This window comes from Paraglaciecola hydrolytica (assembly GCF_001565895.1).
GTDB classification, from domain to species: domain Bacteria; phylum Pseudomonadota; class Gammaproteobacteria; order Enterobacterales; family Alteromonadaceae; genus Paraglaciecola; species Paraglaciecola hydrolytica.
In genome coordinates this window covers 133,584-157,501 of record NZ_LSNE01000002.1, presented here as the reverse complement: position 1 = coordinate 157,501, position 23,918 = coordinate 133,584, and the positions used below count along the sequence as shown (strand labels likewise).

The window sequence follows — 23,918 nt, the reverse complement described above, 5'->3', positions numbered from 1 at the left end:
TGTCCATTAATTATTGCCGCCAAAGACAACTACCACCTTTTTTCATCACCAAATCAAGGCGCAGTTCGTGTTGTCCTAATTCATCGGCCGTAGCAGTGACAATCTTTAACGGTTTTCTATCGGCAGGCAAACGTCGAATCGTTTCTACCTGCGCTCCCCCCTCTGTATTGGCTTTACCTGACAAATTTAAGTCAGTTTGACCACCTGTCATCATCAAATAAACATCGGCTAAAATTTCCGAGTCTAATAACGCGCCGTGCTTTTCGCGGTGAGAGTTATCGATGCCGTAACGTCGACACAAGGCGTCCAAATTATTTTTTTGACCTGGGTGCAACTGGCGCGCCATTTCCAAGGTATCTAATACCGTACAAATATCCGCGGTTTTCTGACCTGCCAGACTGATCATCTTGGCAAACTCACTGTCCATAAAACCGATATCAAAAGGCGCATTATGAATAACTAACTGGCCACCTTTTATAAATTCGATAAAGTCTTTGGCAATGCTACTAAATACGGGTTTATCCGCTAAAAACTCGTTGGTAATACCGTGTACCGCAATCGCCTCTTGTTCAACAATTCGCTGAGGATTGATATATACATGAAAGGTATTGCCTGTCAGGCGGCGGTTGATCATTTCTACACAGCCAATTTCGACTATGCGATGGCCTTGTTTAGGATCAAGACCAGTGGTTTCGGTATCTAGTACTATCTGACGCATTTCATACTCTTTTTAAAATTTTGTAGCATTACAAGTCATGGTCATTATACTGCGACAAATTATATTTTTTGCATAAATACATGAAACAAATTGAAATTTTTACCGATGGGTCTTGTTTAGGTAATCCTGGACCGGGCGGATACGGCGCTGTGATGATTTTTGCCGATCATCGTAAAGAACTCAGCCAAGGTTTTAAACACACTACCAATAACCGCATGGAGTTACTTGCGCCTATTGAGGCGTTAGCTTGTTTAACCGAGACCTGCAGCGTCAACCTCACCACCGACAGTCAGTATGTTAAAAACGGCATTAATCAGTGGATCATCAACTGGAAAAAAAATGGCTGGCGCACCTCAGACAAAAAACCGGTCAAAAACGTCGATTTATGGAAACGTTTAGATGAGCAAGTCAATCGCCATAAAGTTACTTGGCATTGGGTAAAAGGTCATTCAGGCCACCCCGAAAACGAAGCCTGTGACCAACTGGCCAGAGCGGGTGCTGAAAGTAAAAATCAATTAGAAGATAAAGGGTTTATGCCCTAACTTAGAGCGGCGAGCTTCGAGCAAAAGCTAATAAACAGCCACACGTTGTTTCGCTCTGAGTTCTGAGCTCGCTACTCGCTGCTAAAAGATCTATTTATCACTCCACACCGCATATTCATTGTCGTTTACATCACAAAAATGAAAACGCTTACCTCCAGGAAACTCAAAGGTAGGTACCAATATACTACCACCTGCCGCGACAATGGCTTTTTGGGTTTGTACTAGATCATCACTATAAAGCACCACAAGTACACTGCCTTTTTTGGTTGATACCTGTTTATCCGATGAATATAAACCTCCGTCAATGCCAGCCCCTGTAATGGCTGCATAATCATCGCCGTAATCCACAAAACTCCAACCAAAGACTTGTTTAAAAAACGCCTTACTGGACGCTAAGGCTTTAACCGGAATTTCAATGTAATTAATTTTATGATGTTGTGTCATGACAAAGATCTCTCTGAAATTTTTTCGAATTTAGCTTAACAAGTGGCAAAGACATATCCTACTTCTTTTTGATTTAACCAAAAACCTAGGTGTACTGTTTCAATATATTGTTAATGCAATAGGAAAAATTAACTCCCCCTTACAGAATTTTTACCAAAGTACAGAGCTGACTACACCAACCAATTTGATTGATTTTTAAACATATTAGGCTTGTAGAACACCACTCATACGGCTATTGTAAAGACAACTTTATTAAATGGACTTCTATAGTTATGAGCAAATTTCTCAAATCCATCCCCCTATTACTTTTGCTAACATCGGTGCAAAACGCAGTGCATGCCAATATCATTGGTGTATTAACTGAATCTACCGCGACAGGCACATTTAGAGACGATGTCGATGGCAACCCGATAGTCGTTAATTTTTCAGGTGCACAAATCAGCGAAGAATATGGCGGCTCAGGTTTTGGTTCTTCGGCTTTTTTTGATACCACTTCTCGAGTTGGTGTTGGTGTAGTCGAATTCCAGAACGGCAATGCATCATACGGAGAACAGGTAACATCAACCTCTCGCACTGTGGTCGATATTTCTTTTGAAAACACCGGCAATACCACAGTACGCCCAACATTGAATTCACAAATTACCCCTGCAGGGTTAGGTATGTTTGTGTCTAATTGTAGCGGGTTCAATATGCGGTCGTGCAGCTTGCGTGATGATGGCGACTATACTTGGCAAGATGTGGGTAATGAGGTCCTAGCTGGAACGGCTGCCGTGGGCACTCGTTTTGATTTCAAAGTTGTCTCAGGTGAAGATATTTTGTTTCAACTGAGCGGCGGATTGTCACTCGTTCTTGGCGAAAACGGCGCCCCTAATACCATAGTACAAGACTTTTCTGACATAGAATTTTTCCTAAAAAACTTCCGTCAAACCTCCCCAGTGGGAAGTGAACAGCAGATCAGTTTCGACTGGGAAGCGACAGATTTTCTAGTGGAGTTTCCCGAATCGCTAATGCTTGCACCTGGTGAAATAGGCAATTTAACCTACATTACCGAAGTCACCACCTTCTCTAACGCCTTTTGCTATGACACAGGGCGGACTGCCTGCCCACTTGCCTATGGCGCCTTTGGTGACCCTATTGGCCGGGGTGGTGCGGGTGGTCCTGTGAACACAAATTTAACCAGTCGTTTTTTAGCTGCCCAGTCTTTAACCAGTTCCCCCATTAATGGCATTGAAAGTGGGCTGTATCAGTTTAATTTACCCACCTTTGAAAACGGCGAACTCGGCTTTAAAGCTATTAGTGGTCCGGGCGTTACCCCAAGTAATTCAGTGCCTGAGCCAGCATCGTTTGCTCTGTTGATGCTGAGTTTGTTATTTTTTACTATTCGCAGAAAATGCCAGTGTTAATACAGCAACAATGACAGAGTTAGAAAAACAGCAGGCAGGTGGCCAAACAAACTATCGTGCATTTATTAGTTATAGTCACAGCGATAAAACGGTTGCCCGTTGGCTGCATACAGAGCTGGAGCGCTATCGCTTACCTGCAAAATTTATCGGTAATTCAACATCTTTAGGGCCTGTACCCAAGGAATTAAGGCCTATATTCCGTGACCAAGACGAGCTGCCCGCCAGTGGCAATTTAGGGGCAGAACTGCAAAATGCCTTGGCTCGTTCACTGTTTTTAATTGTTATCTGTTCTCCTTCCTCTGCTCGCTCTAAATGGGTGAACGAGGAAATACGTCAATTTAAACTACTACATGGTGCCGACAAGGTACTGGCACTTATTATCGACGGTACACCAAATGCAACACCGGATAAAAGTGAACAAGAATGTTTTGCTCCCGCCTTGAAGTTTAAGGTCGCAGCAGGTGGTGAGTTAACTACCACACCCAGTGAACCTATCGCGGCCGATTTACGTAGCAATGCTGATGGTAAACGCCTCGCAAAACTTAAGCTTATTAGTGGTTTAACTGGATTACGCCTTGATGATTTAGTACAGCGCGACGCCGCAAGACGCATGCGTACTTTAGTGCAAATAAGCATTGTCTCTTTGTTGGCGGCTGTCTTTGCCGTAGGGCTCGCCTTTTATGCCAACGACCGCCGACTGGAAGCTGATGCACAGCGGACCATTGCCGAACAAGAATCGGCCACAGCCCGTGCAGTATCGGATTTTTTGGTGAATAGTTTTGCCAGTGCTAATTCGGCCCAAGACAACCCAAATACCATTACCGCAAGGACAATTCTGGATCGCGGAGCACTTAAGATCAGTACTGAATTGCAAGAACAACCCTTAGTGCAAAGTCGCCTGTCAGCCACTATTGCCCTGGCCTACAATAATTTGGGATTATTCGATCAGGCGATCGAGGTTGTGGATAATATTGCAACAAATTCAGGGGTAAAAAACCCTGCGGCATTTTTGATAAAAGCTGAGGCGCTGCAGAGAAAGGGAGAGCTCGATAAATCAATGGCAGTTGCCAATTACGCACAAGAACTCTCTAAACAAAAGAAACTCATTAAGTATGATCGCGACTCTGCCAAAATACGTGCTGAGATCGCTCGTATTCAAGCTATCATCAATTATCAACTTGGCCGACATGAGCAAGGACTACAAGCATTTGGTCGTGCATTACACGAGTTAGAAAACATGCCCAAACCTGATTATGTAGAAATAGCAAACATCTTACAAAATCGTGCATTATTACTATCTGACGCAGGTGATTTGGAGCAGGCCACAGCGGATCTTGAAAGAGCAATGAGCCTTGTATTGAATAGTGTTGGTAAAAAGAGTATTCGTGTAGGTCAAATTTCACTGGCGCAAGCCCAAGTTAACTTTTTAAGTGGCAACTTAACACCAGCACTGGAGCAGATAGCAGCCGCCATTTCCAACATGCAAGGTATATTGGAAAATGATAACCCCTCCCTAGCCGATGCCTTGTCTATGCAAGGGCAAATTTTACATGCCATGGGTAGATTGGATGAGGCAAAAAGCGCGTTGACTCAAGCCGTAGATATTTATACCAAAGCCTATGGTGGCCGGCATTACTTGAGTGGTATTGCTGAGGTCTATCTTGGTTTAATTGCAGGCGATCAACATGACGTTACAGCCGCCCTAGCCCATTTTGACGAAGCCAAACTGCATTATGATGCCGGCTATGGCGAAGTTCATGCTAATCACGGTGATTTACTGGTAAACCGTGCCACCGTACTCGCAGCAGCAGGCGAAATAGAGCGTGCTAACCAAGACTGTGACGAAGGCATGGGTATTCTGGTTGCCACACTTGGCGAAAAAGCCGCATTTACCCAGCAATTGCAAGTAGTGTGTGATGGACTTAAGAAGCAGTAAACCTAAAATCATCCACTGCTCCACAACTTCTAACTTTACTCATTCAAAATATCGAAGGGTAATTACCCTTCGATTTTAATTAAAAAACTTAAAACTTAGCACCGACCCATAACCATAATTTGTCGGTATCGGCGATACCACTGCCACCCGAGTAGGCGGAATATTTAATACCAGCAGAATAATTGGCACCGTAACTGCGCCCATACGACAGATCCAGTTCGCTACCCAAATCATCCACAGTAGCGCTGGCCTCATCGGCCGCAAAATCATGATACATCACCGTCCACGCACCACCGGCTGCTTTTCCACCCAGTGAGACATAGGTATCCACTAAACCTTGGGCAGGGGTATTTAAAAAGGTATCTGCCCAACCATTAAATTTATGTAAGGTCGCTAAAGGCGTAGCAAAACCATAAGCCCCATCATCTGAGCCTAATACCTCATAACCTAACTTAGCGGTAATGCCGCTGAACACTACACCACCTTCAAGTAGCATGTAGTCGGCATCCTTATCACTGGCGGCACTCTCGCTAGACTGAGTAGCATATTCAGCCGTATACAGTACTTTAACCTCACCAGCCGTGCTGCTGCCGCTAAAACTCACACCATAAGTATCTAGGGCGTTGTCAGTGCTATTGTCCAACTCCAGTAGATAACCATAAGCCGTAACTGTACCCACACTGGTTTTATAAGCTGCATTAAATAGATGATCTTTACTGTCTTGATCCAAGGCCTCAGCGAAAATACGGTTGCGCTGAGTCAGATAGGCATAGTTTAAAGTGAGTTCTTTGGTGGGATTGTACTTGGCACTAATGCCATCATAGGTTTGACGGTCTTGACGCCAGCCCACGTGGCCAATAAAACGCTGGCCGTCCCAAGCAATAACCTGACGGCCTAGTTTAGCGGTGAATGTGTCGCTGGAATATTGCATATAAGCCTGATCCAATTCGGTATGCTCAGGATCAGCAATAACCGAATAGATACCGCTGTTGTAACCGGTTTGTGGCACGCTGTAGTCACCCTGCCCCATCACTATGCGAGTATCCTCAACTTCCAGCATCGCCGACCAACCATTGACCTTGCCAGTGGTATAAGACAAAAGCGTGCGTAAAGTTAAAGCACTGGCGTCTTTTAAGGCATTATCCTGACTGACGTTTTCATAACGCAGGTTAAAATCGGCACTGGCTTTACCCGTGGTCAAGGCGCTTGTTAGATCATCAGCCATGGCGATTTGACTGCTTCCCACTGTACCTAAGGCTAGAGCAACAGAAAGGTATAAGGTTTTGTTTTTTAATGTTTTATGTGTGTTTTTCATTATGTTCTCTCTAGTATTTTAAGTAAATTAGACTGTTTTGTAGGCAAGCTTATGGCTAAAGCCTTGCTTCATCGTTCTAAAATTAGGTCGTTTTAAGCTATGTCAGATTTAAGTTCTGCCAACTTAGGGACTGCACTTTGTTTTTGTCGGTGTGCTGCGACCGATTCCACTTTGCGTTGTTTTTCATACAAAAATTTCAACACTTCGTGACGGTAATGGTTGTACTGGGCGTTATCTGCCAGCTCGATACGATTACGTGGACGCTCAAGCTCGATAGACAAAATTTCGCCTATGGTCGCAGCAGGGCCATTGGTCATCATCACTATACGATCAGACAACAACACTGCTTCATCCACATCATGGGTGATCATGATCACCGTATTACCTAATTCGGCATGAATTTCCATTACCGAGTCTTGTAAGTGAGCACGGGTTAAGGCATCCAACGCACCAAAAGGCTCATCCATCAACAAGACTTTTGGCTCCATCGCCAATGCACGGGCAATGCCTACTCGTTGTTTCATGCCGCCGGAAATTTCCGAGGGTAATTTATCCGCTGCATGGCTCATGTGTACCAGCTCAAGATTGTGTTCAACCCACTCTTTAATTTCTTTTTTAGTGCGTCCATTGCGGGTTTGTTTAACCGCCAATTCCACGTTTTTATAAGCGGTTAACCAGGGCAATAACGAATGATTTTGAAATACTACTGCGCGCTCGGGGCCAGGTTCGTTAACTTCTTGATTATCCAAGATCACCCCACCCGTGGTGGCTTGATGTAAACCCGCCACTATGTTCAATACCGTTGATTTACCGCAGCCTGAATGGCCAATTAAGGATATAAACTCACCTTTATTAATACGCAGATTAACATCTCTTAAAGCGGTAAAAGGCCCCTTAGGTGTAGGAAAATCAATGCCTACCTGAGTTAACTCTAGTTGATGTTTCGTTGTCATAATATTTACCTATTTCCAAAATACGTTTAGCGTAATACCGCGGTTTTATCCCAACTGACTCTTTTTTGTAGAGACAACATCAACCTGTCCAATACAAATCCGATCACTCCAATAGTCAGCACCGCCACCATGATCCTGGCCAGTGATTCTGAACTGCCATTTTGAAATTCATCCCACACAAACTTACCTAGGCCAGGGTTTTGCGCCAACATTTCTGCGGCGATCAAAACCATCCAACCTATGCCTAAGGACAAACGCAAACCGGTAAAGATCATCGGGATAGACGATGGCATCACAATCTTAAATACATGTGCCATAGGGCTTAAGCGCAAGACCTTACTGACGTTTAACAGATCCGAGTCAATGCTCGACACACCTACCGCCGTATTGATTAAGGTGGGCCATAAACAACACAAAGACACCGTTACAGCCGAGGTAATAAACGACTTGGAAAACATCGGATCAGTACTGACATACACCGCGCTCACCACCATAGTAACCAGCGGTAACCAGGCTAGAGGTGATACGGGTTTAAACAGTTGGATCAATGGATTGATCGCGCTATATGCAACTTTGCTCAATCCACATAAAATCCCTAATGGCACCGCGATAAAAGAAGCAAACAAAAAGCCTACAGTCACCGTATACAAGCTGGTCCATATTTGTGCTAAAAACGTCGGAGGCCCCGTAAAATCACGAATTTTAGCAACATAAGTTGGATCCTGGGCTAAACGCTCTGCATTGCGTTCCTCCTGACGTTGATAAAAATCAGCGACTTTTTGTTGCTGCGCGATATGTTCATCAACTAAATTCAACGACTGTTCCCATACCGCAGCAGGACCGGGAAACTTACCAAGAGAAGTATCGATATTTTTTGCTACCACACTCCACAAACCAAGAAACAATACCAAGCCAATTATTGGCAGTGCCGCCTGGCTTAACCAAGTCTCAAAGGTTCGTAGATTCAGACTTTTAACCGCCAACAGATTCATCGGTAATGTTACTGTGCGAAACATGTTAATTCCTCCTATACAAGGGCTTACCTAGACGTAAGCACCTTGTTTTTATTAAGTTTTTACAACTTCGAATCGTGCTTTAAACCAATTTTAAACTGCTCTAAATACGCATTAGGTTGTGAGCCGTCATACACAATATTGTCAATAAACTCAGTTTGTGGTGCTTTGAAACCTGATTCAGTAGCAAACTCAGGAAAGTCCGCGGCAGTGGCTTTACCTTCAGTAATCAAGGCCTTAGCTGCTAGGGCATAGATATCCGGACGATAGACTTTTTTGGCGATATCTTTGTACCAAGAGTCGGGTTTATGTTCGGCAATCTGCCCCCAACGACGCATCTGTGTTAAGTACCAAATGGCATCACTGTAAAAGGGAAAGGTCGCGTTATGACGGAAAAACACGTTGAAGTCAGGCACCTCACGGACATCGCCTTTTTCATATTCAAACGTGCCCGTCATGCTGTTAGCAATCACCTCAGCATCGGCGCCAACATATTGGCTTTTCGCCAGTATTTTTACCGCTTCAGCACGATTAGCATTGTTGTTGGCATCTAACCACATGGCAGCGCGGATCATGGCTTTGACCACACGTATATGGGTAATGGGATATTGATCAGCCCACTCTTTACTTACTCCAAAGACTTTTTCGGGGTTGTTTTTCCAGATTTCGTAGTCGGTGATCACAGGCACACCTATGCCTTTAAATACCGCTTGTTGGTTCCAGGGTTCTCCCACGCAATAACCAAAGATAGTGCCTGCTTCCATAGTGGCGGGCATTTGTGGTGGAGGCGTGACGGATAACAAAGCATCGGCATTGATTTGCCCGCTGGTATCACCATTTTGTGGAGCGTAATAGCCAGGGTGAATACCACCGGCCGCTAACCAATACCGAAGTTCATAGTTGTGAGTCGATACCGGAAATACCATGCCCATTTTGAAAGGTTTGCCTTTAGCTTTAAAATCATCCACTACCGGCTTTAACGAATCGGCTTTGATAGGATGAACAGGTTTGCCATTTTCATGAGGCACATGGGGTTTCATTTGTTGCCAAATGTCGTTCGATACCGTAATTGCATTACCGTTTAAATCCATACTAAAAGCAGTAATAATGTGCGCCTGTGTACCAAAACCTATGGTGGCGCCGAGAGGTTGCCCCGCTAACATATGGGCACCATCTAACTGGCCATCGATAACCCTATCGAGTAAAACCTTCCAATTAGCTTGAGCTTCAAGGGTGACATATAAACCTTCATCCTCGAAAAAACGCTTTTCATAGGCCACCGCCAGTGGTGCCATATCGGTAAGTTTAATAAAGCCAAATTTCAATTCTTCTTTTTCTGGCAAGGCCAGTGGAGCAGCGTTAACCAAACTACTTAAAGTCAAACATGCTGCCAAACCAAATACCACCGCGCTAATTCGCAAGTGTTGGATGTCTTGCTTTGCTTTTATTACCAATGCATTAGTTTTCATCTCTTACTCCGATTTTTAGCCAAAAAAAAACCCACCCAAAAACTCCAGGACACGGAAAGTTTTGGGTGGGCAACATTGCCTTATTGATGCATGCGTAAACACGCTGCGTTCAATAATTAATTCAAATTGTTTTAATACGCTTTTTTAGTAAAGAATGCGTTTACAGCACATTTTTTATCTACTTCAACTTTTGCAGAATGGATGCCAACATTTATTATGCTTAAATTTCAATAACTTAGATATTTCGCATTTTTATTGAGGTAGGGTAAACAATCAACGCGGTGCAATGTGCACTAAGTCCGTGCTGCGCAGGTTTTGTGCATCTGTGTGCAAAAACGGGAACGAGGGCATTTGTAGTGCAAAAGCGTGCACGGCGCTGAACTAGCATGGCCTGCGGCCATTAAGATGTCGTTGCGCGACAGTATATGCGCTGCGCGCACTTATCGCTGCGCGACACAGACTATGCGCTACGCTTACCCGCATCCATGCGGGATATGACTGACCATCCATGGTCAGCCAGTCACTTCTTCTCAACAGCCAGAAGAAGTAACCAAGAAGGGCCGCTCTCCAACCAACTTACTGATCCAATTTTATCAGCACCATGTTTTCAAACCGGCGTGGAGAGCGCATCCCTGCCCTCACCACGCCTTGCCCTCACGTCCTGTGAGGACATTTGACAAGGCACTGACAAAATTGGGAAAGTTGGAGTCGAGAGGAAAAAGCAAACGTTCTTCGAACGCTCTCATTTTCGGCTGGTTTGGAGCGCTGCGTAAAATCAGTCCACTAAGATGCGCTAGTTATGTAGGTTTTATTTCATCAAATTTTAAGATGTAATAATCTCGGTTTATAGACGCTTTCCATTGCTCGATATTTCTATATTTATCAAAATAGTGCTGATAGCTTTCGATCATGCTTTCACTAACATTAAGTCCGTAGATAATTGAATTAACAGCGCCTACCTTAAAAAGGTATAAACTTCTAGGGTCAAGACTAAACTCTACAAGGTTATTAGCATACGTTTCTCGTTCTATTTTATCGGTGATTTGATCTAGATAAACAGTAAATCGACCTTCCCAATCTTCGCTTCCAATCTCCAACAATCTTTTTAGAACATGCTTGTTTTCTAGGCGTTTAATATCATACACCACCACTTTATCAGCTTGATCCAATCGAAGTGTCACACGGTGCTCTTTTTCGTATATCCATTCATCGCTTTTCTGTTGAAAAATTTCAAATAGAATACGATCTTCACCTTCAGCAGAAATATTAGAGTAGTCAAAATCAAATTGATCAACACGATATCTAGGCTGCTTTCGATACATTATGGGAAGACATTCGCCAAGGAACATTTCAAAATTACTAAACATGCTCGTAGAGTTAAGTTGTGGTTTATGTAAATGGAGAAACATGTTTCCATCAAAAGCTGACTGTGCCCAGAATCCAATGACAGCACCTTTATGCTCATTAGCATAATGAGACCACATTAATAAATTGTCTTTAGCTTCAGTTAAGCTGATTACACCGATTTTGTTTTTATTTATCTCAATATAAGATATCAAGTCGCTTGGCGATTCAAATATTTCAAAATGCGGACAAAGTTCAGACAACGCTTCTTTACAATAGGTAGCCTCAAAAGGATCATTCAGTGCCGATAGCTGGGTCGCTCTAATATAGCCTTCTTTCAAAAAGTACTCGGGGTTTGACATATATTTGTATAAAAGTTTCAAGACAACTCCGAAGCTGATTACTCGGTGAGGAACAGAAAAGTTTATTAGTCAGATTCATGTTAAATCCGGAATTAACATGAACAGTATTTTTTACGATTAAAGTTTAAATTTTATTTAATATACAAGCTTTTAGGTTAAAGAGAAGCGGTTATTTTGTTTAACTTTGTTGCCGTTTAAATAGAGTTAGGTTTTGCGCAAAAAGAGGGAATAAACCTTAACACTTTGAATTTTTATAAAAGCTTCGCAGCTAAAGCAGCTCCTACAAAAAAATAACTGCGAGTTTCTTGCGACGAGTTGCGAGCTCAATCAAAAGAAAAACTGAGCAGGTTTTCTTGTCGGCATTAATGCCGTCATCTTGAGCAGCGAAGCTGTGCTTTTATCTTAATTTTTTGTGGCCGCAGGCCATGTTCTCTCGACTCCAACTTTCCCGATAGAAGTTTCGGCTTGTCAAATGTCCAAACAGGACGTTTGGACAAGGCGAGGCTTACAGGGAGGTTGCATCTCGCCGTTTTGACATCAAAGCCGAGACTTGTAGCGGATAAGAAAGTTGGTTGGAGAGCGGGCTTTTTTGGTTACTTTTTGCGGCTGTTGGAAAAAAGTGACTGGCTGACCAAGGATGGTCTGTCATACCCGCAATGGATTGCGGTCGCGCAGCGATAAGTGTGCGCAGCACATGATCTTTGTGGCCGCAGGCCATGCCCTATCGCGCTGCGATAATCCCTCGTTGCTAGAGGCTCAATAGAACCGTAATCAATACAAACTGGATCAGGCAGATAATTTGATAGAGCAATAAAGGATTCCGTTCGATCAAAGGTTGGTTTTGCACCGCTTTGAGCATGCTGTAGTTGGGTTGGGAAATATCCAGTAAAAATTCTGAAAAAGCTTGATAACGATGTTCAGGATTGGCTTTTAAGGCTTTACCCAAGGCTAAATCTAACCATTGAGGTAAGTCGGAGCGGTGTTTACGTAAGCTTATATAGTCCCAATCTGAGATATTTTTAGCCCTGTTATTTTGCTGTACTGCAGAGCCAAAAGGTAATTGGCCACTGAGCATTTCATAACAAACCACAGCCAATGAAAACAAATCGCTACGGTGATCGCTTTGCTGGGCTAATAGGTATTCGGGTGCAATGTAGTTCACTGCGCCTAGAGGAGTTGTGTCCTCTGCCAATGGGTCAATTTCGGCTAAAGCCGCTGCCAACACTGCGCCAAAATCAATTAATTTCACTTCGCCTTTGGGGGTGATCATAATATTTTCAGGCTTGATATCACGATGCACCATGTCTTGGCGTTGCATAGCTCTAAGCGCTTTAATCAACTGACCTACAATGCTACGCACTTGTAATATTGAGGGTTTGGGATTATCTAACATCCATTGGCGTAGGGTCTGGCCCTCAATATATTCACAGATGTGGTACATAAATTTAGCGTTGTCGGGCCGTGCAAAAATTTGCATGACGCTAGGATGTTTAATACGTTTACCCACCCACTCTTCACGCAAAAAACCGCTTAAATAAACAGGATCATCAGCAAAATTTTGCGAAGGGGTTTTCATGCCAAAAATCTTGCCACTAGCCTCTTCAAGCACCTTATACAAACTGCTGCGAGTACCATTAAATACCACATCGATCACTCGAAAACCTTCGAGTTTCATTCCAACGTCCAAGGCAGGTGGCATGGCTAGGCGAGTTAATTGCCGGTGATATTCATTCAACTCGGCTTCGGGCAAGCTAAGTATCTCAACCAACAAACAACTGACATTATCATCACTACCAGCCGCAAGTGCCTCATCTACCAGCGATTTAGCCAGTGTTTCCAAACTGATGTTTTTCAGTTGCTGCCACTCAATCAAGCTCTGTTGAATAGTTTTAGCGCTTAAAAATTCATGTAAACCATCGGTAGTTAACATAAACAGATCGCCACGGCACAACTCTATAGTGGAAAAATCCACATCCAGATGGGCTTCAATGCCAATGGCGCGAGTTAAAACCCGGTTGCTACCTAATCTAGCCTGATGGTCTGTAGTGAGTTGCTCAAACAAGTCATTTTGCAAACGGTAGATCCGGCTATCGCCGCTATGAAAAATAAACGCACTGGTGGATTTAAAGATAATCGAACTTAAGGTAGTGATCATTTGACTATGACCACCCTGATCGTATTCGTGCTGCCCGTGACACCAGCGATTAAGGCTTTGTAATACTTTGCTAGCGGCACGTTTAACCGTTAATGTATCTGCAGTTTGGCTGTAATCGCGAATAAAACTAGTAACACAAGTTACCGCAGCTTCTCGACCTCTGGCACAGGCACTCACACCATCGGCAATCACTGCCACCGCACCTTTGCTATTAATGATGTCGCCTTCAGGCATCCATCCAGCAAAAGCATCCTGATTTTCGTCTTTGATCCCTTGACTGGAAAAGCCACCAAATTCTACCTGCAACTTTTCCAACTCAGTGATCCTTATGCATGTTTATACGATTAATATAACGCTTATGAAACGCTAATCAATTCAACGCTACCGTCTTCACGTACTTCAGTGATGGTACCACTAGGCTCTTGCATAAATAACAGCGTCACAAAACCCAGTACTGCGGTACCAGCAATCACTAAAAAGAAGGTCGAGGTATCTACCAGTGAGTAAACCGTTAAATACACTACAGCACCAACATTACCATAAGCCCCCGTCATACCGGCAATTTGCCCGGTTAATCGACGTTTGATCAAAGGCACCACAGCAAACACCGCACCTTCACCTGACTGCACAAAAAACGAACAGGCCATTACCGTTAATACCGCTAACCAAATTGGCCAACTAGCATCAATTAAACTCATGCAAAAATAACCTAGTGCTAAACCAGCGGTTAAAAACAACAAGGTTTTTTTACGGCCTAGACGATCAGAAATAAATCCACCTCCTGGACGCGACATCAGATTCATAAAGGCATATAAACCGGCCAGCAAACCGGCAGTGGCCATGGATAGAGTAAATGTCTCTGCAAAAAACGCGGGCAACATGGAGATCACCGCCAGTTCAGAGCCAAAGGTCGCAAAATACAGTATGTTGAGTACCGCTACCTGTTTAAACGCATAACGATGGATTTGTGGTACAGGCTTCACAAAAATGTCTTTATTAACCCGATAAGTGACCAACACATCGTAGATATACAGTGCCACCAAGGCGATATAAATCATGACAACAACTTGCTCACTGAGCAAACTCACACCTTCAGGTGACAACTTCCAGTTAAGCAGCGCCAGCGCTAAATACATTGGGGTTTTCATGACTAAAAGTAGATAGAAGTCGCCTTTACTGGTGACTTCTAGTGCGCCCAAATTTTTAGGTCGAAAGTAGGTTGCACCTTTGGGTGTATCAGTCGTATTTTTGAAATACACCACACTAAACAACAAGCTCATTAAACCGGTTAGTCCAACCGCATAACGCCACCCATCTTCACCACCAAAAAGTAAAGCTAAAGTAGGTAAGGTAAAGGCCGCAGCGGCCGACCCAAAGTTACCCCAACCGCCATATATACCTTCAGCAGTGCCCAACTCTTTGGGCGGAAACCACTCGCTAACCATGCGAATACCCACCACAAAACCAGCACCAATACAGCCCATTGCAAAACGGGCAATGAGCAATTGTTCAAAGCTGTCGGCTAAGGCAAAAGCAAAACAAGGAATAGAACAAAAGGCTAATAAACTTGAATAAACCAAACGTGGGCCAAACTTATCCGTTAAGGCACCAATTAAAACTCGGGCCGGGATCGTCAGCGCCACATTAATAATGAGCAGGGTTTTCCATTCACTTAGAGTTAAACCAACGCCATCCACTATCGCACCTTTGAGCGGCGCCATATTGAACCACACCACAAACGTGATGAAAAAAGCCATCCACGACAGATGCAGGGTTTTCATTTTTCCAGTGAAGGACAGCAAATTAAATTTTTCAGCGCTCATTACCACTATTTCCTTTATTAGGGGACCTGAATTTTTTATGCCTCAAGTGGAGAGATAAAAACCCATAGCCCCAACCATTCAGGCAAAAAAAAACCCATACAAACCCCAGGACACGGAAAGTTTGTATGGGCAACATTGCCAATCCTACATCAGACTTTGTTGTCCGCTGTAAGCTTATATTTGACGGTATACTTCTTTTTTTATTATTGAATGACATACATTCGAAGTATGTTTTGCAGGTAGAGTGCCAAATCTACGAATTCAGTTTAAAAACATTTTTACTATTTAATTCAACAACTTAAAACGATAATTTAAAAGACTTAATTATCTAATCGTAAGTTCGACATCACCGCATTTTACTTTTGTGGTGCACCTGCACTGCCGCAGTGCTTACACTTATTGTTTTGTGAAAGAGCTTGCGCAGTGCGTAACGCTTAATGGTCGCAGGCCATGCTTAGTGCGCGGCAGAGCATAATTATTGTCGCCCAGTGTTAGCGTCAACCCGAACGCCTAAAAAACTGCACCTGCTGATCTTCCAGCGCTAAGCGCATCTGCTGATAGATATCCGGCCTAAACACGCGTTTAACCAAATTAGCCGGTATTTCAACTCCCACCAATTGACCCGCGTTAGTCATTTGGCTGATTAACCACTCGCCTCTGACATGCTCAGGCACGTTAATTGAACCATTTTGTGACTTCGAAAACTGATTGTAAGAAGGAATAGCACGGGGTGGCATGCGAATATGCGTCAGGCAACTGCCAATTAACGAGGGGGCAATAACATCTACCGGTGCATCCAGATAGTGTTCAGAAGACAACAATCGAGCCGCTTCAAAACGATTAGGGATAGATTCGAGCCAGTTACAGGCTTGTTTTAAGGCGGCGGTTAATGCCAGTACCGTATTAGGATTAACCTTGTACCAGCTCTCTAACAAACCTAAGACCTTTTCAGGTGAATCCTGCCAGATATCAAAGGAGGTTAAAGCAGTTAACCCTATACCTGCCCTTACCGCTTTGGCATTCCAGGGGCCACCTACACAGCAGCCATCAATCTCGCCACTTTGTAAATATGTCACCATATTGACCGGCGGTACCGTAATAATATCTACATCTTTATCGGTGACCCCGGCTGAAGCCAGCCAATCTCGTAGCTGATAAAAATGACAACTATAGGGAAACACCGTGGCAAATTGTAATTTGGGTCGTAGCTGTTCTTTGCGCCGTTCGATCACTTGTTGCAATAAATACGCGGCCATAGGCAAGGTTAAGTGATTAATTTTATTTTCGCGTACCACTTCCTGATGCAACTTTTCTGACAAGGTAATCGCATTACCGTTTAAACTCAGTACTAGCGGGGTAATCACAGGTGTAGGCACACAACCCAGACCCAGCGTACTGGCTAAGGGCATGGGCGCTAACATTTGTGCAGCATCTAACAAACCAGCGTGCAGTTTGTCTCTGAGCGTTGCCCAAGAATTTTGTTTTTGCAGGGTGACATCTAAGCCCCACTGACTAAAAAATCCCAATTCTTTGGCGACAATTAAAGGTGCCGAATCAGTCAGTGGAATAAAACCCAGAGTTAATTTGCTCTTCTCAGGTTCAATCATAATGTTGCCTATAGTACCGCTTGTAAGCCAGAGCTCAGAAGCTGGTTAAAAGTGAAATTAAAGTTTTTGCCACATCATCGAGCTTTTGCCCGGTATCCATGGCCGTTTTGCGCATTGCTTGAAACGCTTGATCTTCTGTTATATTTTTCTTTTTCATCAACAAACGTTTGGCTTGATCAATCGTTTTGCGCGCAGCTAGCTGTTGTTTGGTATCACTTAATTCATTTTTGAGCTTTTGAAATTCACGAAAACGTGCCACCGCCGCATCGAGGATCGGTTTGACCCGCAGTGGGTCAATATCGCCCACCACATAGGCACTCACACCTGACTCGATCGATTGATTAATGGTGTTGGTATCTTGTTGGGCAGAAAACATCACCACAGGTTTTGGATTAAAGTGTGAAATAGCCTGCAAACTTTCCAGAATGTCGCGACTGGGAGATTCAATATCCATCACAATAATATCAGGTTGGATCTCATCCACCTGCCTAAGTAAAGACACCCCTGGACTTGCCAGATGACTGATTCGGTAGCGTGAATTATTCAGCGCTGAGCTAAGAGATTCTGCCCGTTGCACATTTTCATCGATCAGCAGAATACGCAATTCATCACTGACACGATTAATCATGGAAGTGGTGGTTGACGAAGGTAAAGATTTTCCTGACATTACTCATTCTAACTGTTCGAAGCTTTTATGCTTACAACGTTGCAAAGCCCAAGCCAACACAAACCATGAGGAAATTCAGGGTCTCAATCCATTTTTTTTGGTTTTAAAAGGAATTCACGAGCCAGCATAGTGCATTTGCACCAATAACAGGCAGCTCGTTACTTTAAGGTAAACGGCCTGTTATTTAGCACAAACAATATAGTGATTAATTTTTACCCAAGCAGCTGGTTTTTTTTACTGTACGCTCTGAAGATTAACCACTGGTTTTAAGCCAATTGCACCAGTGGAATGCCTTGTTCTGCCACCAACGTCTTGCTTTTTTTCGGCTGCATCAGTTGATGCTGTTTGATCATTTGACTGAGCTCTGACTTACACGAGCCACAATTGGTACCACATTTAAGGCTCAGTCCGAGTTCTTCCACACTACTACAACCGCCAGCAATCGCTTCATTGATGGTATTTTTACCCACTTTGAAACAACTACAAACTAAAGGCCCGGCACTAAAGGCTGCATCAGGTACTCCCGCCAGCAAGGCATTAAGCTCTTCGGGTTTTAGTTCGACTTGCTCCATCAAATGGCTGATCCAACTGTCGTCTATTCCGGGTGACTGTTTTGCTGCAAACAGCGCGAGGCTAAAGTTGCCATCACTACGGGCATTAAAACTTTCTTGGTGAGGGTTTAAAGCACTGACCCACTCATCATAACGAGGTAAATTAAGCTGTAGATCATATTTAATCGCGGCAATGCTGTTATTGGTGGCAAAGCTCACTTTATGCCCTTGAGCAAAGGGACTAATAACAAAAAACTCAAAACACTGGCGTAACACAGTCATAGACGGTAGATGCTTAATAAACAGTTCACCCTGTAAATTAAAATTCACCGGTTCAAGGGCTACCGCGGCATGTTTAAGCTCTGGTTGACCTGAAATCTTATCGTTAGCATCAGTAAACAAGGAAGTGATCGCACCATGGGAGCTATTCATAGCACTCCAGTGCATGGGGGCAAACAACTCACCTTTACGCTGTTTATCATCGATAGTCACCATCAGCACTACCGCAGATTGCTCGTTTGAATGACTCGCGCTTAATTTAATCAAAGCGCCTTCTTGCAAACTTAAACGCGTGGCATCCTGTGGATGCATGGCGACATAGGGTTTACTAATATGGGAGGTTAATTCAGCAGTTTTACCGGTACGAGTCATGGTATGCCACTGGTCGCGAATACGGCCAGAGTTGAGTACAAAAGGATAATCCACTGTGGTTAACTGCTCAGGTGCATGATAAGTCAGTGGGATAAACTGGGCTTTACCACTTTGGGTATAAAACCGTCCGTCAGTGAACAAACGTTTAGTGCCCTGTGGATTTTGCTGATTAACCGGCCATTGTAGCGGACTTAAACGTTGATACTGCTGCACTGTTAATGTTGCAAGAGCAGACAAATCCAAGTCGCGCTGACCATTGTTTTGGGCACCGCTCAGCCCCGCATATTCGCGGAATATTTCATCGACTTGCGAATAATTAAAACCTTGGGCAAAGCCCATAGCGTTAGCCACTTCACAGAGTATTTGCCAATCGTGTTTTGACTCGCCATAAGGTTCAAGAATGCCACGTTGGCGTGATATTCGTCGTTCAGAGTTGGTTACTGTGCCATCTTTTTCTGACCAGCCTGTGGCAGGTAAAACCACATGGGCCAACTCAATCGTGTCATTTGAGGCTACACAGTCAGATACCACCACCAACTCACATTTTTTGAGTGCGTTGATAATTTTGTCACGATTAGGCATGCTCACTACAGGGTTGGTGGCCATGATCCACACGGCTTTTACCTTACCCTTGTTGATTTCATCAAACAAATCCACCGCTTTGAATCCGGCTTTATTGGCAATAGTCGGTGACTGCCAGTAGTTTTGTACGATGTCACGATGAATCGGGTTATCCAGATCCATGTGGCTGGCCAGCATATTTGCCAAACCGCCTACTTCACGGCCCCCCATCGCATTGGGCTGTCCGGTTAAGGAAAAGGGCCCACAACCTTCACGGCCCAGTTTACCGCTGGCTAAATGGCAATTAATGATGGCATTTGCTTTGTCGACGCCACGAGTCGATTGGTTAACACCCATGGTATACGCGGTAACTGCTTTGTCTGCTTGGCAAAAGGTTTGATAAAAAGTCTTTAGCTCTTGTGTTTCAATATCACATAGCTCTGCAACATTACTAATTGTCCATTGCTGACTTTGGCTGAGAGCTTGCTCAAACCCTTGAGTAAACTGAGTAATATAGTTTTGGTCTAAGCCATTATTAGCCGCTAAATACGCCAACAAACCGTTAAACAAAGCGACGTCAGTGCCGGGTTTAATCGCTAGATGTAAATCGGCTAATTCACTCGTGGCAGTAATACGGGGATCAATGGATATTACTTTTAATTCTGGATTACGTTGCTTGGCTCGTTCGATGCGCTGAAAGAGCACAGGATGAGTCCAAGCCGCATTTGAGCCGACTAACACTAATACATCACACAGTTCGAGATCTTCATAACAACAAGGTACCGCATCAGCACCAAAGGCGCGTTTATAGGCGGCTACCGCCGACGACATACACAGCCGTGAATTGGTATCAATATTGGCGCTGCCGATGTAGCCCTTCATTAATTTATTGGCAACATAATAGTCTTCGGTCAGCAACTGACCTGAGACATAAAACGCCACGGCGTCTGGGCCATGTTTGGCAATGATATCGCTAAAAGTCGTGGCGACTTTGTTGATAGCGCTTGGCCAGTCTGCGTTTTTACCCATGATTTTAGGGTTGGCGAGTCGCCCAACATTACTGTTGGTTTCAAGCAACTTACTGCCTTTAACACATAAACGTCCAAAATTAGCCGGATGATCACTGCTGCCACTTAATTGACTAAGTTGCAGGCTGCCTGGTTTTTCGGCCTGCTCGCCTTGCTTAACCACCACATCAATGCCGCAACCCACACCACAATAAGGGCAAGTGGTCGAAACTAATGATGCCTGTGGTTTGGCGAGACCATTAATACTCGTTACTGTGGGTTCACTTATTGGCATAGTTTCTCTACTGGCTAACTTGTAATTGTACGGCTTGGTTTTCAAGGCGTATGGGGTAAACCTTGATTGTCACGTCATCAGAATCCAAACAAGTGCCGCTGCTTAAGCAAAAACGTTGTTTGTATAAAGGCGATGCCACTGCAACAGTATCACCCACTGAACATAACAAACCACGATACAGTACATTTGCCTCACCAATTGGGTCCCAGTTGCTGATGGCAAACAGTTGTTCTTGACCCGCATTTTTAACTTTAAACAGGGCGATTTGCTGTTCGTTGATCAAGGCGCATACTCCGGAGTTAGCGACTAAGTCGCTTTCCTGACATACGGTGATCCAGTTTGTAGAATTTGTCATATTTGTCTCCTTATACCAGCTCTACGGCTATTCTTTTGGCTTGTTGTTGCTGCGTGAAACTGGCTTTTTCTTCAGGTGTAGCCGGGCGAATTTGCTGTCTTTCTTCAACAAATACAATATTGGTATCGGCTTTGTCGCTGTTCACAAACTGACGGAAACGTTTACGTGATTCTTCATTTTCGATAGCTGTCTTCCACTCACATTGGTAAGCATCAACCACCACTTGCATCTGGCTTTCAAGTTCAGCACCTAAACCAAGGGAGTCTTCAATCACTACTTGTTTGAGATACTCTAGGCCGCCTTCGAGGTTCTCCATCCATACCGAGGTTCGTTGTAAACGGTCAGCAGTACGCACATAAAACATCAATACACGGTCGATATATTTAACCAAGGTCTCGGTATCTAAGTCTGTGGCAAACAAATCGGCGTGGCGGGGTTTCATACCACCGTTACCACAGACATAGAGGTTCCAACCGTTTTCAGTGGCGATAATGCCAATATCTTTGCTTTGTGCTTCGGCACACTCACGAGTACAACCCGATACTGCAAATTTTAATTTATGGGGTGAACGTAAACCTTTGTAGCGGTTTTCTAGTTCGATAGCCTGCCCCACTGAATCTTGCACACCGTAACGACACCAAGTGCTACCCACACAAGACTTAACCGTACGCAGAGATTTGGCATAGGCATGGCCAGTTTCAAAACCTGCATCAATCAGAATTTTCCAAATTTCAGGCAGTTGATCAACTCGGGCACCAAACAAGTCGATACGTTGGCCACCGGTGATCTTGGTATATAAGTTGTACTTTTTGCCAACCTGGCCCAATACAATCAGTTTGTCAGGGGTGATTTCGCCACCAGCAATACGCGGGATAATCGAATAGGTACCGTCTTTTTGCATGTTACCCAAGTAGGTGTCGTTGGTATCTTGCAAACTCACATGATCGGGTTTCAAGATAAACTCATTCCACACTGAGGCCAGTATGTTAGCGGCGGCAGGTTTACAGACTTCACAGCCCAAGCCTTTACCGTGTTTCGTCAGCAACTCATCAAAAGTTTGCAGCTTGCCCACTTTAACCAAGTGGAAAAGCTCTTGTCTGGAATAAGCAAAGTGCTCACAAATATCTTTTTTAACTTCGACGCCACGTTTACTTAACTCAGCATCACATACCGACTTAAGTAAAGCCGAACAACCACCACAGCCGCTGCTGGCTTTGGTACAACTTTTAATGTCAGACAAACTACAAGCACCACCATCAAAGGCGGCAATAATGTCGCCTTTAGATACGTTGTGACAGCTACAAATGGTCGCAGTGGCAGGTAAGGCATCAGCGCCCAAGCCCGGTTTAGCTCCGCCACTTGCAGGTAAAATCAAAGCTTCAGGATGCTCGGGTAAATCAATGCCGTTAAGGGCGTATTGCAATAAGGTATCGTAGTCACTGGTATCACCGACTAATACCGCACCAATTAATTTCTTTTTACTGCTATCCACTACCATTTTTTTGTAAACAGCAGAGGCTTGGTTTTCGTATGTATAACACAAAGCACCTGCGGTTTTGGCATGGGCATCACCGATTGAGCCTACTTCAACACCCATCAGTTTTAACTTGGTACTCATGTCGGCACCTAAGAAAGTCTGATCACCGCCAAGTATATGAGCTGCTGCAACACGCGCCATGGTGTAACCCGGTGCCACTAAACCAAAGATAAAGTTATTCCATAAAGCACACTCACCAATGGCATAAATATCGTCGATATTGGTTTGGCAGTGGTTATCCACCACTATGCCACCACGTTCACCTATGGCGATATCAAACTCACGAGCTAATTTATCTTGAGGACGAATACCGGCCGAGAACAAGATCATGTCGGTTTCTAAAAACGAACCATCAGCAAAACACATTTTGTAGCGACAAACATCACCAGCTTCAATGGTTTGAGTGGCTTTTTGGGTATGGACTTTTACGCCGAGCGCTTCAATTTTACTGCGTAATAAACGACCACCACCACCATCTACCTGCACTGCCATTAACTGCGGGGCAAACTCGACTACGTGGGTTTCTAAGCCGGCTTCTTTTAATGCGTTGGCGGCTTCTAATCCTAATAAACCACCACCAACGACCACACCAATTTTACTGACTTTCGACGAGGCACTTATGGCTTCTAAGTCTTCAATGGTGCGATACACTAAACAGTGGGGTTGATCGTTACCGGGAATAGGCGGTACAAAAGGATAGGAGCCTGTGGCTAATATCAGCTTGTTATAACTCAGTACTTCACCCTGCACTGTGGTAACGGTTTTAGCGACTTTATCAATATGAGTCACTGCCGCATTGAGTTTGTAATCAATTTTATGCTGTTGGTAATATTCAGGCGTAGTTAAAGCCAGCTCGTCAGCACTTTTGCCACTAAAAAACTCAGACAAATGCACTCTGTCATAGGCAAGGCGCGGCTCGGCAGATAGTACCGATATATGCAGCGCACTATTATCTGCGCCTACAGAAGTATTATGCTCAATGAGCTGATCAACAAAATGATGACCAACCATACCATTGCCGACAACGACGATGCGGAGTTGTGAGTTAGTTGCTTGTGCTGACGTGGACATATTTCACCTCTATGGTAATTGAAAGCAAAAAAAAACCCGCAGCATCTGATAAGTTCAGAGGATACGGGCGTCTTTGCCGGACCAAACACAACCTTGTTGCTGTATCTGATCAAAATAAGTTAAAAATGTAAGCTATAAC

Annotated in this window: 17 protein-coding genes; 3 read left to right on the top strand and 14 right to left on the bottom strand. The window is 44.0% G+C overall.

Annotated elements, in window-relative coordinates; genetic code table 11:
* Positions 1-10 precede the first annotated feature (10 nt).
* A complete protein-coding gene (gene dnaQ / locus AX660_RS01540; protein ID WP_068371509.1) occupies positions 11-718 on the bottom strand; it encodes a DNA polymerase III subunit epsilon in 708 nt (235 codons plus the stop codon).
* Between the two features lie 80 nt (positions 719-798).
* Between dnaQ and rnhA the strand changes: the two genes are divergently transcribed.
* Positions 799-1,260, top strand: a complete 462-nt coding sequence (gene rnhA, locus AX660_RS01535; RefSeq protein ID WP_068371505.1) for a ribonuclease HI — start codon at positions 799-801, stop codon at positions 1,258-1,260.
* Positions 1,261-1,350: 90 nt separating this feature from the next.
* On the opposite strand, the gene AX660_RS01530 is transcribed toward rnhA, so the two are convergent.
* Positions 1,351-1,704, bottom strand: a complete 354-nt coding sequence (locus AX660_RS01530; protein ID WP_068371502.1) for a VOC family protein — start codon at positions 1,702-1,704, stop codon at positions 1,351-1,353.
* Positions 1,705-1,976: 272 nt separating this feature from the next.
* Between AX660_RS01530 and AX660_RS01525 the strand changes: the two genes are divergently transcribed.
* Positions 1,977-3,107: a PEP-CTERM sorting domain-containing protein gene (locus tag AX660_RS01525; RefSeq protein ID WP_068371499.1), complete on the top strand. Its 1,131-nt coding sequence runs from the start codon at positions 1,977-1,979 to the stop codon at positions 3,105-3,107.
* 10 nt (positions 3,108-3,117) lie between these two features.
* Positions 3,118-5,043, top strand: coding sequence for a tetratricopeptide repeat protein (locus tag AX660_RS01520; RefSeq protein ID WP_068371497.1), 1,926 nt, complete (start codon positions 3,118-3,120; stop codon positions 5,041-5,043).
* Positions 5,044-5,131: 88 nt separating this feature from the next.
* On the opposite strand, the gene AX660_RS01515 is transcribed toward AX660_RS01520, so the two are convergent.
* From AX660_RS01515 to nirB, 12 genes are all read right to left on the bottom strand, one after another.
* Complete coding sequence (locus AX660_RS01515) at positions 5,132-6,358, bottom strand: alginate export family protein (protein ID WP_068371495.1); 1,227 nt, start codon at positions 6,356-6,358, stop codon at positions 5,132-5,134.
* 92 nt (positions 6,359-6,450) lie between these two features.
* Positions 6,451-7,311: an ABC transporter ATP-binding protein gene (locus AX660_RS01510; RefSeq protein WP_068371492.1), complete on the bottom strand. Its 861-nt coding sequence runs from the start codon at positions 7,309-7,311 to the stop codon at positions 6,451-6,453.
* 26 nt (positions 7,312-7,337) lie between these two features.
* Positions 7,338-8,303 carry an ABC transporter permease gene (locus tag AX660_RS01505; RefSeq protein ID WP_235594636.1) on the bottom strand — a complete coding sequence of 322 codons (966 nt, stop codon included), beginning with the start codon at positions 8,301-8,303 and terminating at the stop codon, positions 7,338-7,340.
* Positions 8,304-8,386: 83 nt separating this feature from the next.
* Positions 8,387-9,793: a CmpA/NrtA family ABC transporter substrate-binding protein gene (locus tag AX660_RS01500; RefSeq protein WP_068371484.1), complete on the bottom strand. Its 1,407-nt coding sequence runs from the start codon at positions 9,791-9,793 to the stop codon at positions 8,387-8,389.
* Positions 9,794-10,590: 797 nt separating this feature from the next.
* Positions 10,591-11,520, bottom strand: coding sequence for a DUF2971 domain-containing protein (locus tag AX660_RS01495; protein ID WP_068371480.1), 930 nt, complete (start codon positions 11,518-11,520; stop codon positions 10,591-10,593).
* Positions 11,521-12,247: 727 nt separating this feature from the next.
* Positions 12,248-13,969 (bottom strand): bifunctional protein-serine/threonine kinase/phosphatase, encoded by a 1,722-nt coding sequence (locus AX660_RS01485; RefSeq protein ID WP_068371474.1) that lies wholly within the window; start codon positions 13,967-13,969, stop codon positions 12,248-12,250.
* A 41-nt stretch (positions 13,970-14,010) separates the two neighbouring features.
* Entirely contained in the window at positions 14,011-15,477 is a 1,467-nt protein-coding gene (locus AX660_RS01480) for a NarK family nitrate/nitrite MFS transporter (protein WP_068371470.1), read from the bottom strand.
* Between the two features lie 497 nt (positions 15,478-15,974).
* Entirely contained in the window at positions 15,975-17,084 is a 1,110-nt protein-coding gene (locus tag AX660_RS01475; protein WP_068371467.1) for a CmpA/NrtA family ABC transporter substrate-binding protein, read from the bottom strand.
* Between the two features lie 34 nt (positions 17,085-17,118).
* The gene (locus AX660_RS01470; protein ID WP_068371464.1) at positions 17,119-17,751 is read right to left on the bottom strand and encodes an ANTAR domain-containing response regulator; all 633 of its coding nucleotides are present in this window, start codon (positions 17,749-17,751) and stop codon (positions 17,119-17,121) included.
* A gap of 266 nt (positions 17,752-18,017) precedes the next feature.
* A complete protein-coding gene (locus tag AX660_RS01465; RefSeq protein WP_068371461.1) occupies positions 18,018-20,816 on the bottom strand; it encodes a nitrate reductase in 2,799 nt (932 codons plus the stop codon).
* A 7-nt stretch (positions 20,817-20,823) separates the two neighbouring features.
* Entirely contained in the window at positions 20,824-21,171 is a 348-nt protein-coding gene (nirD, locus tag AX660_RS01460) for a nitrite reductase small subunit NirD (protein ID WP_068371458.1), read from the bottom strand.
* A 10-nt stretch (positions 21,172-21,181) separates the two neighbouring features.
* A complete protein-coding gene (gene nirB / locus AX660_RS01455; RefSeq protein ID WP_068371454.1) occupies positions 21,182-23,779 on the bottom strand; it encodes a nitrite reductase large subunit NirB in 2,598 nt (865 codons plus the stop codon).
* Between the last annotated feature and the right edge of the window lie 139 nt (positions 23,780-23,918).

Bases quoted from the DNA above. Each gene is read 5' to 3' on its own strand.
- AX660_RS01525 (WP_068371499.1), top strand. From the start codon at position 1,977: ATGAGCAAATTTCTCAAATCCATCCCCCTATTACTTTTGCTAACATCG.
- AX660_RS01475 (WP_068371467.1), bottom strand. From the start codon at position 17,084: ATGATTGAACCTGAGAAGAGCAAATTAACTCTGGGTTTTATTCCACTG.
- nirB (WP_068371454.1), bottom strand. From the start codon at position 23,779: ATGTCCACGTCAGCACAAGCAACTAACTCACAACTCCGCATCGTCGTT.
- AX660_RS01470 (WP_068371464.1), bottom strand. From the start codon at position 17,751: ATGTCAGGAAAATCTTTACCTTCGTCAACCACCACTTCCATGATTAAT.
- AX660_RS01465 (WP_068371461.1), bottom strand. From the start codon at position 20,816: ATGCCAATAAGTGAACCCACAGTAACGAGTATTAATGGTCTCGCCAAA.
- AX660_RS01505 (WP_235594636.1), bottom strand. From the start codon at position 8,303: ATGAATCTGTTGGCGGTTAAAAGTCTGAATCTACGAACCTTTGAGACT.
- AX660_RS01500 (WP_068371484.1), bottom strand. From the start codon at position 9,793: ATGAAAACTAATGCATTGGTAATAAAAGCAAAGCAAGACATCCAACAC.
- AX660_RS01510 (WP_068371492.1), bottom strand. From the start codon at position 7,311: ATGACAACGAAACATCAACTAGAGTTAACTCAGGTAGGCATTGATTTT.
- AX660_RS01515 (WP_068371495.1), bottom strand. From the start codon at position 6,358: ATGAAAAACACACATAAAACATTAAAAAACAAAACCTTATACCTTTCT.
- AX660_RS01520 (WP_068371497.1), top strand. From the start codon at position 3,118: ATGACAGAGTTAGAAAAACAGCAGGCAGGTGGCCAAACAAACTATCGT.
- AX660_RS01530 (WP_068371502.1), bottom strand. From the start codon at position 1,704: ATGACACAACATCATAAAATTAATTACATTGAAATTCCGGTTAAAGCC.
- rnhA (WP_068371505.1), top strand. From the start codon at position 799: ATGAAACAAATTGAAATTTTTACCGATGGGTCTTGTTTAGGTAATCCT.
- dnaQ (WP_068371509.1), bottom strand. From the start codon at position 718: ATGCGTCAGATAGTACTAGATACCGAAACCACTGGTCTTGATCCTAAA.
- nirD (WP_068371458.1), bottom strand. From the start codon at position 21,171: ATGACAAATTCTACAAACTGGATCACCGTATGTCAGGAAAGCGACTTA.
- AX660_RS01480 (WP_068371470.1), bottom strand. From the start codon at position 15,477: ATGAGCGCTGAAAAATTTAATTTGCTGTCCTTCACTGGAAAAATGAAA.